This is a genomic window from Proteiniphilum sp., from assembly GCF_034331125.1.
Lineage (GTDB): Bacteria > Bacteroidota > Bacteroidia > Bacteroidales > Dysgonomonadaceae > Proteiniphilum > Proteiniphilum saccharofermentans.
Genome location: NZ_JAXQGC010000026.1, coordinates 1 through 13,424, shown reverse-complemented (window position 1 = coordinate 13,424; position 13,424 = coordinate 1). Strand labels below are relative to the sequence as shown.

Genomic DNA, 13,424 nt, shown 5'->3' with positions numbered 1-13,424 from the left:
AGATTTAAGATTTTTGGAATTAGACTTTTAGATAAAAAATGCGAGAGCCGGGACATTAAAATCTTGGCTCTCGTTTTATATTTGTAATACGTGGTACTTGCAACTAAATCACTCGACCAGCGAAACATCGATTCTTTAATACTCGTTCCAGCTCTTGATCTCAAGATCTTCCTTATCCAAATTACAGAAAGCAGTGATAAAAGCACTGGCAAGACGGGCATTGGTGATGAGTGGGATATTAAAATCGACCGCGCCACGACGAATGATATATCCGTTGGTAAGCTCCCGTTTCGTGACGTTTTTGGGAATATTGATGATCAGGTCGAACCGCTTGTCAACGATCATCTGCCTGATATTGTTTTCCCCATCTTCGTCCGGCCAGTTCACATCGGTCGCCTTAATGCCGTTCTCCTCCAGGAACTTCTGCGTACCGTGGCTGGCATAGAGATCATAGCCTTTCTCACCCAATAGCTTGCATGCCTCCAGCAGGTCGACTTTCGACTTCATCTCTCCCGAAGAAATCAGGATACCTTTTTGGGGTATTTTGTATCCTACCGAGAGCATCGACTTGAGGATCGCATCCGAGAAATCTTCCCCGATGCATCCCACCTCACCGGTGGAGGACATATCCACACCCAGTACCGGGTCGGTATTCTGCAAACGTGAGAAAGAGAACTGGGATGCTTTTACCCCAATATAGTCCAGGTCGAAGACCGAGCTGTCGGGTTTGCTGAAAGGCGCATCCAACATGATGCGGGTTGCGGTATCAATAAAATTATGTTTCAATACTTTGGAGACAAAGGGGAAAGAGCGGGATGCCCGCAGGTTACACTCAATCACCTTGATCTCGTTATTCTTGGCAAGGTACTGTATATTGAACGGCCCGCTGATATTCAATTCCTTCGCGATTCGCTTGGATATTTTCTTCACTCGACGCATGGTCTCGAAATAGATCTTCTGCGCGGGGAATACCAGAGTAGCATCGCCCGAATGGACACCGGCAAACTCCACATGTTCCGAAATGGCATATTCTACCACTTCTCCCTCACGGGCTACCGCATCGAATTCAATCTCCTTGGCATTCTGCAGGAAAGAGGAGACCACCACAGGGTACTCTTTCGATACATTGGCCGCCATTTTCAGGAAAGCATGCATCTGTTCCTTATCGTAACAAACGTTCATGGCAGCCCCCGAAAGCACATAAGAAGGACGGATCAATACGGGGAAGCCCACTTCGTCGATAAAAGCATCGATCTCTTCGAAGCTGGTCATCTCTTTCCAGCGGGGCTGGTCGATTCCCAATTCATCGAGCATGGAGGAAAACTTATGGCGGTTCTCGGCCCGGTCGATCGACAAGGGAGAGGTTCCCAGGATGGATACATTCTGCCGGTACAACTTCATGGCGAGGTTGTTGGGGATCTGTCCCCCTACCGAAACGATCACCCCTTTTGGATTTTCTATATCGATCACGTCAAGTACACGCTCGAACGACAGTTCATCGAAATAGAGCCGGTCACACATATCGTAATCGGTCGATACCGTCTCGGGGTTATAGTTGATCATTACCGATTCATATCCCAGTTCACGGGCAGTCTGTACGGCGTTGACCGAGCACCAGTCGAACTCCACCGACGAGCCGATGCGATAGGCTCCCGATCCTAATACAATCACCGATTCTTTTTCACTTTTACCGGGTGTAAAAGCTTTATCTGAATCATACGTAAAATATAAATAATTGGTCTTATCCGGATTCTCGGAAGCAACCGTGTTAATGCGGCGTACAATGGGTGTAATCTGTAAAGACTTCCTATAGTTACGTACCCTGATCAGCTCATCCTCTACCGTACTCTGCGGATCTTCTACAAACCGTGCGATCTGGAAATCGGAAAAGCCAAGACGCTTTGCTTCACGAAGCACATCTTCGGGTAGCTCGTCGATTTTGTTATAAGCTGCAAGTACCTTTGAGTAGTTATAAATATTTTCCAGCCTCTCCAGGAACCACGGATCGATTTTAGTCAATTCCTCAATTTGTTGCACTGAATATCCTTTTTCAAAAGCATCCGCAATAGCGAAGATACGCATATCGGTCGGCTTTGAGAGAGCATCCTCCACATTATCGAAGGTCATCTCCCTGTTTCCCACGAAGCCATGCATCCCCTGCCCGATCATACGTAATCCCTTTTGGATGATCTCTTCGAACGATTGTCCGATGGACATGATCTCACCGACCGATTTCATGGAGGAGCCGATCTCGTGGCTGACGCCGTAGAATTTATTGAGGTCCCAACGGGGGATCTTCACGATCATATAGTCTACCTTTGGAGCTACATAGGCGGAGTTGGGCGTTCCCATCTCCCCTATCTGGTCGAGCGTATACCCCAAAGCCAGTTTTGCCGCCACAAAAGCCAGAGGATATCCCGATGCTTTGGAAGCGAGGGCAGATGAGCGGCTCAGACGGGCATTGATCTCGATAATACGGTAATCGTTGGTTTCCGCATTGAAAGCATACTGGATATTGCATTCTCCCACGATGCCGATATGGCGTACCACACGCTGTGCGATATCTTCGAGCATGGCAATCTGCTCTTTGCTGAGTGTGATGATGGGCGCCACCACAATGCTTTCACCGGTATGGATACCCAGTGGGTCGAAGTTTTCCATCGGTACGACCGTGAAGCAGTGGTCGTTCTTGTCGCGGATCACTTCAAACTCAATCTCTTTCCACCCTTTCAGGCTTTCCTCTACCAGTATCTGGCTGGAGAAAGAGAGGGCACTCTTGCATAGCTCTACAAACTCCTCCTGATTCGTGCAGATACCCGAACCTTGTCCGCCTAATGCATATGCCGAACGCACCATAATAGGAAATCCCATCTCACGTGCTGTAGCCAAAGCATCTTCCAGGTTTTCTACCGCTCTCGATGCAGGTGTTTTGGCATCGATCTCATCTAATTTCTTCACAAACAAATCCCTGTCCTCTGTGATCATGATCGCCTCTACCGACGTTCCCAATACACGTACGCCATATTTATCGAGTATTCCGCTTTGGTATAGTTCGGCGCCACAGTTCAGTGCCGTCTGCCCGCCAAAAGCCAGGAGGATACCATCCGGTTGCTCTTTCCGGATTACCTTCTCTACGAAATAGGGAGTGATTGGCAGGAAATAAACCCTGTCAGCCACGCCTTCAGAAGTTTGGATAGTGGCAATATTGGGGTTAATCAATACCGTCTCTATTCCCTCTTCACGCATTGCTTTCAAAGCCTGCGAACCGGAATAATCAAATTCTCCCGCTTGTCCGATCTTCAGGGCGCCGGAACCCAATAAAATAACTTTTTTAATTGATTTGTCCATGAATTGAATTATATGATTTTTTTGATTGAATCAGATTGATGGAAATTGAACCAGATTGATAGAGATTGAATGAGATTGATGTAATGAGTGGTTCATTTGAGTTTACTAAAAGCGAATTTACACATTCATTGTCAATTATCAATTATCAATTGTCAATTAATTATACTCTCCCCAATGTTTGATTTCTATTTTATCCTGCGACATCCTGCAGAAGGCTTTGATAAAAGCACTTGCCAGGCGGGCATTGGTGATAAGCGGGATATTGTAATCTATGGCCCCGCGACGGATCTTATATCCGTTTGTCAACTCCCTCTCGGTAAGGTTTTTAGGAATATTGATGATCAGATCGAATTTCCTTTCGGCAATCATCTCATCCACCTTCAGTTCCGCTCCTTTCTCATCGGGCCAGGCCACATAATGACTTTTGACACCGTTCTCCTCCAGAAATTTCTGCGTCCCACCGGTAGCATACAGGTTGTAACCGTGTTGTTGCAAAAGACGGCAGGCATCCAGCAAGTCGACTTTCGAGCGGGATCCTCCTGAAGAAACCATGATATTTTTCTCCGGAATACGGTAGCCTACTGCCAGCATAGAAGTAAGTAACGCATCATCAAAATGGGTTCCGATAGCTCCTACTTCTCCCGTGGAAGCCATATCCACTCCCAATACGGGGTCAGCTTTCTGTAGCCGGGTAAAAGAGAACTGGGGTGCTTTGATACCCACATAATCGAGTTCGAACGCCGATTTTTCCGGTTTCTCCACCGGAATATCAAGCATCACTTTCGTTGCGAGTTCTATAAAGTTAATTTTCAATACCTTGGATACAAATGGAAATGATCTTGACGCCCTCAGGTTACACTCGATCACCTTGATGGCGTTATCCTTGGCCAGAAACTGAATATTGAACGGTCCGGTAATTTGCAGGGCTCGTGCAATCTCCCGCGTGATCTGTTTAATTCTCCTTACCGTTTGCACATAAATTTTCTGCGGCGGGAACTGAATGGTGGCATCGCCGGAGTGTACACCTGCAAATTCCACATGTTCGGAGATGGCATAGACGATCAGTTCGCCGTTGCGTGCTACCGCGTCCATCTCTATCTCCTTGGCATTTTCGACAAACTCCGATACTACCACCGGGTATTTGGCCGATACTTCAGTTGCCAGCGTAAGGAAATGCTCCAGTTCCTTTTCGTTGGAACAAACATTCATGGCTGCCCCCGAAAGGACATAGGAAGGGCGTACCAGCAGAGGGAATCCCACTTCTTCGGCAAATTGATGGATATCACTGAGGGTGGTGAGCTCTTTCCAGCGCGGCTGGTCGATGCCCAACCGGTCGAGCATGGAAGAGAACTTGTGCCGGTCTTCTGCATTGTCGATACTTTTGGCACCCGTACCCAGAATATTCACACCCGACTGATCCAATCTTACTGCCAGGTTATTGGGGATCTGTCCTCCCACGGAGAGGATGACACCATGTGGATTCTCCAGTTCGATGATATCCATTACCCGCTCGTATGACAACTCATCGAAGTAAAGCCGGTCGCACATATCATAATCGGTCGACACCGTTTCGGGATTGTAGTTGATCATCACGGAGCGGAACCCTTCCTTACGGACTGTGTTCAACGCATTGACCGAGCACCAGTCGAATTCCACCGATGAGCCGATACGATAAGCACCCGACCCAAGCACGATGACCGAGCGGTGATCCCCCAGATAATGTACATCATTTTCCGATCCGTTATAAGTGAGATAGAGGTAATTAGTCTGGGCGGGATATTCCGCGGCAAGTGTATCTATCTGTTTCACAAATGGCAGGATACCCAGTTTTTTCCGGTATTCACGTATTTGAATGAAATCATCTTCTTTCATTTTTTCCTTCCGGATAGCCCGTGCCACCTGAAAATCGGAAAATCCCTGTTGTTTGGCTGTTTTCAGTATCTCATCGAACCCGGGATTATTTTCTTTTCCAGGATCAATTGATTCGTCCGTATAATTTTCCAATGTTTCCGCAGTCTTTACGATATTATACAGTTTCTGCAGGAACCAGCGGTCTATTTTTGTCAGGTCATGAATCTGGTCGATAGTATATCCTTTCCTGAATGCTTTGCTGATGACGAAGATGCGCTGGTCGGTCGGCTCCCGGAGCGCTTTGTCTATATCGTCGATCTTCAATTCTTTGTTCTCCACAAAGCCATGCATTCCTAAACCGGTCATCCGAAGTCCTTTTTGTATGGCTTCTTCAAAGGTACGGCCGATCGCCATGATCTCACCGACCGATTTCATAGAGGAACCGATCTCTTTGGAAACTCCGCTGAATTTTCCCAGATCCCAGCGGGGTATTTTCACGACGATATAATCGAGTGCCGGTTCAAAAAAGGCACTGGTCGAACGGGTCACCGAGTTCTTCAGGTCGAACAGGCCGTATCCTAAAGCGAGTTTGGCCGCTACGAATGCCAACGGGTAACCGGTCGCCTTGGATGCCAGTGCCGATGAACGGCTCAGGCGGGCATTGACCTCGATCACCCGGTAATCTTCCGAGGCAGGGTCGAAAGCGTACTGCACGTTACATTCTCCCACGATACCGATATGACGGACAATCCTGATCGAGAGTTCCCTTAACTTGTGATACTCGGAATTGGTCAGCGTTTGCGAGGGAGCCACCACAATACTCTCGCCGGTATGTATGCCGAGCGGGTCAAAGTTCTCCATGTTACAGACGGTGATACAGTTATCGTATCGGTCACGCACCACTTCATATTCGACCTCTTTCCACCCTTTAAGGGATTTCTCCACCAGAAGTTGGTCGGAGTAGTTGAATGCTTTGGAGGCCAGCGATTTCAGTTCTTCTTCATCGTTACAGAAACCCGAACCCAGTCCCCCGAGCGCATAAGCGGCACGGACGATAATGGGATAACCCAGTCGGTTTGCAGCCTGTAAAGCATCTTTGGTTGTGGAGACAGCATAGCTTTGGATAGTTTTCACGTTGATCTGGTCGAGTTTTTTCACGAACAGATCGCGGTCTTCGGTATCCATGATCGACTGTACCGGTGTTCCCAGCACAGCGACATTATATTTTTCAAGCGTGCCTGCAGTATATAACTGTACACCACAGTTCAGCGCGGTCTGTCCACCGAAAGCCAGCAGGATACCATCGGGCCGTTCTTTTTCGATCACCTTCTCTACAAAATAAGGCGTTACCGGCAGGAAATATATCTTATCGGCTGATCCTTCCGAAGTCTGCACTGTGGCTATATTCGGATTGATCAGGATGGTCTCTACACCCTCTTCCCGCAATGCTTTCAGTGCCTGTGAACCGGAGTAGTCGAATTCACCCGCCTCACCGATCTTAAGTGCGCCGGACCCAAGGATAAGCGCTTTTTTCACTTTTATCTTGTCTTCCCCGGAAGCAGGTGCCATATCTTGTGTAAATAAATTATTGTTCATTATTATTGCAGAAGTTAGAATTGAGAACTAAGAACTGAGAATTTGGAAGTCGGAAGTGAAGAAGTTCAAGAAGTGAAGAAGTCTTGGCTCCTGACTCCTGGTTCTTGATTTTAATATTCACATCTCGCTTCACGACAATCAGCATATAAAATTGGTAATTAGTAATTTGTAATTTCCAAACGATCAAAGCATCTTCACAAACTCTTCAAAGAAAAAGCGGGTATCGGTCGGTCCGCCAGTCGCCTCAGGATGGAACTGCACCGAATAGAAAGGTTTCGTTTTATGCCGGATTCCTTCGTTGGTACCATCATTCATATTCACGAACCAGGGTTCCCACCCAGCACCCAACTGCGATTCGTCCACTGCATAGCCATGGTTCTGGGAAGTAATATAACAACGGCTACTCCCCACCTTTTGTACCGGTTGGTTATGACTGCGGTGCCCGTATTTCAGTTTGTAGATATTGGCTCCGGCCGCTTTCGACAGCAGTTGGTTCCCCATGCAGATCCCGAAGATAGGCTTCTCTTTCTTCATTGCTTCACGGATATGGGCGACGGTGATTCCGCAATGATCGGGGTTTCCCGGGCCGTTGGAGATCATCACTCCATCGTAGTCGATCCTGTTGAAATCGTAGTCCCATGGAACACGGATCAAACGAACTCCCTGCTTAACCAGTTCCCGTACGATATTCAGTTTGGCACCGCAATCGATCAGGACTACCTTCTTTTCACCCTGCCCATATTCGATCACTTCACTGCAGCTGACTTTGGCTACAAGGTTTTCAGTTTCGGGATCGTAGAAATCCACTTCACCATCTTCCTCATATACTATCTTCCCCAGCATGGATCCTTTTTCCCGGAGGATCTTTGTAAGCAGACGGGTATCGACTCCGCAGATACCGGGCACCCCTTCTTCCTTAAGCCAGTCGCCCAGACTTTTCACCGCATTCCAGTGAGAATGTTCCCGGGAGTAATCCTGCACGATCAAACCACAGGCATGGATATGCTCAGACTCAAAAAAATCGGAAATTCCGTCTGTTTCGCTGTGAGCGGGAACTCCGTAATTTCCGATTATAGGATATGTGAGTGTTAAAATTTGTCCTTCGTAGGAGGGGTCTGTCAGGCTCTCGGGGTAACCGACCATTGCCGTGTTGAAAACTACCTCTCCCGATGTTGCCTTTTCGGCTCCAAAAGATTGCCCATGAAAAAACATCCCGTTTTCAAGGATCAATCGCACCGGTTTGTATCTGTGCATAGTGCGTTACATTATTTGTAGAGTTGATAATTGTATGATATTAGGACACAAAGTTAGAAAAATTCCGGAAATAATGCAACTAATTTTTCAAATCCTCTTTCATTTTATCCGAATTGTGAAATTATTCACAGTATTCTTGTTAACCACATCGCCACATAATTATACACCTGACCGCTTGGTGGAAGCAGGTTACCCATTAAGGGGAGCAAGAGACCACCGCGTTTATCTTATTTAGCAGCGATAAAATTGAACACTCCTTGTTTGTAAGTCCTTCCGATGGGTATCTCCCGATTCGCTACCATAAGCCGGTTTCTGTTGAGGAACTCAATTTTGTTTTTCTGTACTATAAAAGAACGATGCACTCTGATAAATAAATGGGCAGGAAGTACCTTTTCCATATTTTTCATCGACTCCAGGGTGATATATGGCCGACTCTGATTTCCGGTGTAAATCTTTATATAATCCCTTAGACCTTCGATATAAAGGATATCCTTAAAAGGGATGGGAATGATCTGCTGGTCTGATTTCACGAAAATCGCGTCTGTTTCAAGAATATTTTTCTGTATAGGAACATTTTTCGTTACAGCTTCAAACCAGTCTTGTGCTTTTTTGCACGTTACCAGGAATTCGTCGAAAGAGACCGGTTTTAACAAATAGTCGAAGGCATTTACGCGATATCCCTCCAATGCATACTCTTTAAAAGCCGTAATAAAGATGATCTTTGTGTCAGGCGGCACCAGACGGGCTAATTCCATACCGTTGATATGCGGCATTTGGATATCCAGAAAAATCAAATCTACCTTTTTGTTTACAAGGTCTTGCATCGCCAAAGCGGGATTATTGTATTTTCCCGTTAATAAAAGGCCGGGGGTATCCTGTATATACGATTCCAAAAGGCTCAATGCCAACGGCTCATCGTCAATAATCCAGCAGGTCAGTACTTTATTCATTATTCTTCTTTTTTCAGGTTTCGATGATCAATACAGTTGAATAGATATTATTCTCAATTTCTTTATGCCACATATAGCGGTAAGGATAAATCAGTTCCAGTCTCTTCTTCACTTGTTGCAACCCGATACCGCTACCGCTTTTATCCGACTCGTCCTTCGGGAAATGACTATTGCGGCACAAGAATTCGATCTTCCTGTCTTCCTTTTCCGTCAAAGAAATATCGATAAATGAATACTCATCACTACTCACCCCGTGTTTAAAAGCATTTTCTATCAACGAGATAAAAATAAGCGGAGCAATCATCACCTGACTATTTTCCCTGATATCGAATTTTACGCTGAGGTTGGTATTGGCGGGCAAACGCAGACGCATCAGATCAATATAGTTACCGATAAAATTCACCTCTTCTTTCAATGGCACATACATCTTATTATTCTCATATAACACATATTGCAATAACCGGCTTAAATCCATAATAGCCGGTTTCACTTTCGGCGAATTGAGTTGTGCCAGCGCATAGATATTATTCAGCGTATTGAGCAGAAAATGCGGATTTATCTGATTCTTCAAGTTTTTCAATTCGGCTTCTATCATCGCCTGCTGCATTTCTTTCTGCATGGCCTCTATTTTGGTCCATCGGCTGCTCATTTTGATAGCCGTACTCAAAACGACCACCAATGTCAGTAAAATTACATCCCGAAGTATGAAAATCACAATCGGCACCCATCTGTTTTTTTCCGGAGGAGGAGGCCCTTCCGGGGGCTTTCCCCCGCCAAAAGGAGGCATATTACCCTGTACATTCAATGTGAAAGAAAATTCATGCCAAAGATGAATGAGTAAAGCTGTTCCCAAAATCAATAGGATATTGATAATAAAAAATTCGTTCTTCCTGTTTTCAAATAAGAGACGATCGATAAAATAGAAGTAATTACTATAAAACACGATCATAAAACAAACCGGAACAGGAAGAAACAAGAGAAAATTTACCCAGGAAAAATCTCCCCGGCTCATGAAAAACAATGGCAGTCCAAAGATTATGCTCCATGCTGCAATGTGGATAAAGATATTGTCAGCCAATTTTGTATAAGGCAACCAATACTGAACTTTATCAGGTGTTATTTTCAATTTTGACTTACCTCCCGGTGCATCTGTTTTTTTCTGATCCATCTTCTCTGATTTTTAACAGTTCCTTATTCATATCGTATTGCTTCGATAGGATCGAGCTTTGCAGCTTTCTTTGCCGGATACCATCCAAAGAAAATACCGGTTATCGAGCAAACACCGAATGAGAGCAATACGCTCCATGATTGAATGAATACCGGCCACGAAGCAGCCCATTTTACTACAAATGTAGCACCCACACCCACAAAAATACCAATAATTCCTCCAATTACACTAATCAGAATCGCTTCTATAAGGAATTGCATCAATACATCTTTTCCCCGGGCTCCCACACTCATTCTCAATCCGATTTCACGGGTACGTTCGGTGACGGAGACATACATGATATTCATAATTCCTATACCGCCTACTACCAGGCTGATGCCGGCTACGCAGGCCAAAAGGATCGTCATCAGATCGGAAGTAGTCGTGAGCATTGAACTTAATTCTTCCTGTGAACGTATCTCGAAATCATAATTGTCGGGATCCGATATACCGTGATTCTCTGCCAGGATTGCCATGATGCTTTCAACAGCATCTGGCGTCGCTTCTTCCGAAACAGCAGAACAATAGATTCCCTGCAAATAGTTGATCGCTAAGATTCTTTTTTGCACGGCGGTATAGGGAGCCAGTACGATATCATCCTGATCCATTCCCATTGTATTATATCCTTTGCTTTCCAGCACTCCGGTCACTTCGAAAGGGATCGTGTTGAAACGAATGACCTTGCCGATGGGATCTTCGCCTTTTGTGAATAAATTATCGACAATAGTTTTCCCGATGATGCAGACTTTATTGTTCGTCTCCACATCTTCCTGAGTGAACATGGAGCCGGATTGAATTTTCAACTGGCGGATAATCAGGTATTCAGGACTTACGCCGTTGATACTGCTCGGATAATTCTGATTCTGATAAATGAACTGTCCGCTACTGCTTACATTCGGGGAGACTGCTGAAACATATTCAGCTTTATCCCTTATGTCGAAATAGTCTCTGTTTTTCAGTGTTTCCAGACTGGACATACTAATGCGTGCCCCACCCTCGCCACGTTCGGAATAAGGATGTATCATGATCATATTCGATCCCATCTCCGATATCTGCTTCCGTATGCTTCGCTTGGAGCCTTCTCCTATCGCTAACATGGTAATGACCGAGGCTACGCCGATAATAATACCGAGCATAGTCAGCAACGCCCGGACTTTGTTTCGGGACAGTGCTACCAGCGCTATTTTAAATAAATTCTCTGCATTCATTTGATTTTTCTATTCTTTATGGTGTATCTAACCAATTATCAAATCAGTAAATCATCACGACCTGTCCCGACTTGTCGGGATCAACTTACACCTCTTCTTTGGGCAATTTCTCATAAGCTTCGGCAGCCGACAAGATGTGTTGATTATACGTATCTTCAATGATCCGCCCGTCTTTCAATACGATATTGCGGGTGCTGTAGCGGGCTATATCCTCGTTATGGGTTACGAAAATAATGGTTCTTTCTTCCTGATTCAGTTGCTGGAGCAATTTCAGGATACTGAACGATGTGCGCGTATCCAGGTTTCCGGTCGCTTCGTCGGCGAGGATCACTGCCGGATCATTCACCAATGCCCGGGCTATGGCAACACGTTGCATCTGTCCGCCACTCATCTGGTTACTCTTATGCAACAGGCGATCGCCAAGCTCCACCCTCTCCAGCGCATCGATAGCTTTCTGCCGGCGCAAGGATGAGGAAATGCCGGGATTATACATCAGCGGAAGTTCCACGTTTTCCACAGCCGTGGTATTAGCCAACAGGTTATAACTCTGGAAAACAAATCCTATCTTGGTATTCCTGATCCTGGCGCGCTGGTCTTTGTTCATTTTCTGTACCGAGATGCCGTCGAGCAGGTAAGAACCTTCGGTAGGGGTATCCAGACAACCCAGAATATTCAGCAGGGTACTTTTCCCGCTTCCCGATTTCCCCATGATGGTAACGAATTCACCTTCCTTGATACTGAACGTTACACTACGTAAGGCATGGACGGTTTCCGCACCTACAATGAAATCGCGACGGATATCCGATATGTCGATGATAACAGGATTATTGTTCATTTTTTCAACTTTTGGAATCATTCGTATTCTGGTTACCTTCTTCCACCTCCGCCTCCACGACGTGGCGGTTGCGCCATGAAAGGACTGGATTCGTTTCCACTATCCGGTGGGGTTGTAAGCTTGCGTGCCTGGGTATTCTTTCCTGTAATCACTTTTTCACCTTCGGTCAGGCCCGATATTACTTCGGTATACATATTATTGCTATTGCCTGTTTTTATCTGTCGGCGGACCGGGAAATTATTCTCATCAAGCACCCATACAACCGTATCTTTTTCGCTAATCATCTCATTTCCGGGATTGAAATTAACGGCCTGGGACGGAACGGCAAGTGCATCCGGTTTATCCAGTGTATAGATCGTACAGGTAGCCGTCATGCCCGGTTTCAGCTTCAGTCCACCGTTAGGCGCCTCCACCACGACTTCATAAGTAACGACATTATTGGTAGTCGTAGGTGATAGTCTAACCTGGGTAGTTGTGCCGGTAAACTCTTCATAGGGAAAAGCATCCACGGTGAACATCACCCGTTGTCCGATGGCGATATCACCCATATCCGCTTCATCCACTTCCGCTATTACACGCATCTTGGTAAGATCATTTGCTATAGTGAATAGTGTCGGCGTTTCGAAACTGGCAGCAACGGTCTGGCCTTCTTCTACCTCACGGCTTAAAACAACACCGTCGATGGGAGAATATATTTTCGCGTATCCCAGATTCGTTTCGGCTGTCTGATAGCTGCTTACGCTCACATTATAATCATTCCGGGCTTTTTGATAAGAATATAGCGCCTCTTCGTAATCCGAACTGCTTATCAGTTGTTTTTCATACAATACCTTAAAACGCCCATAATTCTTCTCCTTGTATTCCAGCTCGCTTTTGGCTGTGGCCATCGAACTCCTTGCTGATGATAATGTTGCCAGCAAAACTGTCTGGTCGAGTTCGGCAAGCAATTCACCTTGTGAAACTATGCTATTGTAATCGACATAAATTTTATCGACTCTCCCGCTTACCTGTGTTCCCACATCAATTTTCGTGATAGGTTCCAGTGTTCCGGTACATGTCACCATATTGGATATATCTTGTCTTTCCACACTCCCTGTAAGCCATTCTATTTTATCATTTTCTCATGTTTCGCACTTCCCTCAAACAATTGACAAAGAAATAGAAGGGAAATGCGT

8 protein-coding genes are annotated in these 13,424 nt (G+C 45.7%); all 8 read right to left on the bottom strand.

Annotation, left to right across the window (positions count from 1 at the left end):
• Positions 1 to 135 precede the first annotated feature (135 nt).
• The 8 genes from carB (U2P89_RS05330) to U2P89_RS05295 all read right to left on the bottom strand — a co-directional run bounded on the left by carB (U2P89_RS05330) (position 136) and on the right by U2P89_RS05295 (position 13,337).
• A complete protein-coding gene (carB, locus tag U2P89_RS05330; protein ID WP_322190829.1) occupies positions 136 to 3,348 on the bottom strand; it encodes a carbamoyl-phosphate synthase (glutamine-hydrolyzing) large subunit in 3,213 nt (1,070 codons plus the stop codon).
• Between the two features lie 156 nt (positions 3,349 to 3,504).
• Positions 3,505 to 6,768 (bottom strand): carbamoyl-phosphate synthase (glutamine-hydrolyzing) large subunit, encoded by a 3,264-nt coding sequence (carB, locus tag U2P89_RS05325; RefSeq protein ID WP_416188616.1) that lies wholly within the window; start codon positions 6,766 to 6,768, stop codon positions 3,505 to 3,507.
• 210 nt (positions 6,769 to 6,978) lie between these two features.
• Positions 6,979 to 8,049, bottom strand: a complete 1,071-nt coding sequence (carA, locus tag U2P89_RS05320; RefSeq protein ID WP_322190827.1) for a glutamine-hydrolyzing carbamoyl-phosphate synthase small subunit — start codon at positions 8,047 to 8,049, stop codon at positions 6,979 to 6,981.
• 227 nt (positions 8,050 to 8,276) lie between these two features.
• Entirely contained in the window at positions 8,277 to 8,999 is a 723-nt protein-coding gene (locus U2P89_RS05315) for a LytTR family DNA-binding domain-containing protein (RefSeq protein WP_322190826.1), read from the bottom strand.
• A 13-nt stretch (positions 9,000 to 9,012) separates the two neighbouring features.
• On the bottom strand, positions 9,013 to 10,167 hold the full coding sequence (locus tag U2P89_RS05310) for a sensor histidine kinase (RefSeq protein ID WP_322190825.1): 1,155 nt from the start codon (positions 10,165 to 10,167) through the stop codon (positions 9,013 to 9,015).
• Between the two features lie 23 nt (positions 10,168 to 10,190).
• Positions 10,191 to 11,414, bottom strand: a complete 1,224-nt coding sequence (locus U2P89_RS05305) for an ABC transporter permease (protein ID WP_322190824.1) — start codon at positions 11,412 to 11,414, stop codon at positions 10,191 to 10,193.
• A gap of 85 nt (positions 11,415 to 11,499) precedes the next feature.
• Complete coding sequence (locus U2P89_RS05300; protein WP_322190823.1) at positions 11,500 to 12,249, bottom strand: ABC transporter ATP-binding protein; 750 nt, start codon at positions 12,247 to 12,249, stop codon at positions 11,500 to 11,502.
• Positions 12,250 to 12,281: 32 nt separating this feature from the next.
• A complete protein-coding gene (locus U2P89_RS05295) occupies positions 12,282 to 13,337 on the bottom strand; it encodes an efflux RND transporter periplasmic adaptor subunit (protein WP_322190822.1) in 1,056 nt (351 codons plus the stop codon).
• Positions 13,338 to 13,424 lie beyond the last annotated feature (87 nt).

Excerpts from the sequence above, each read along its gene's own strand:
- U2P89_RS05300 (WP_322190823.1), bottom strand. The coding sequence starts at position 12,249 with ATGAACAATAATCCTGTTATCATCGACATATCGGATATCCGTCGCGAT.
- carB (WP_322190829.1), bottom strand. The coding sequence starts at position 3,348 with ATGGACAAATCAATTAAAAAAGTTATTTTATTGGGTTCCGGCGCCCTG.
- U2P89_RS05315 (WP_322190826.1), bottom strand. The coding sequence starts at position 8,999 with ATGAATAAAGTACTGACCTGCTGGATTATTGACGATGAGCCGTTGGCA.
- U2P89_RS05310 (WP_322190825.1), bottom strand. The coding sequence starts at position 10,167 with ATGGATCAGAAAAAAACAGATGCACCGGGAGGTAAGTCAAAATTGAAA.
- carB (WP_416188616.1), bottom strand. The coding sequence starts at position 6,768 with ATGGCACCTGCTTCCGGGGAAGACAAGATAAAAGTGAAAAAAGCGCTT.
- carA (WP_322190827.1), bottom strand. The coding sequence starts at position 8,049 with ATGCACAGATACAAACCGGTGCGATTGATCCTTGAAAACGGGATGTTT.
- U2P89_RS05305 (WP_322190824.1), bottom strand. The coding sequence starts at position 11,414 with ATGAATGCAGAGAATTTATTTAAAATAGCGCTGGTAGCACTGTCCCGA.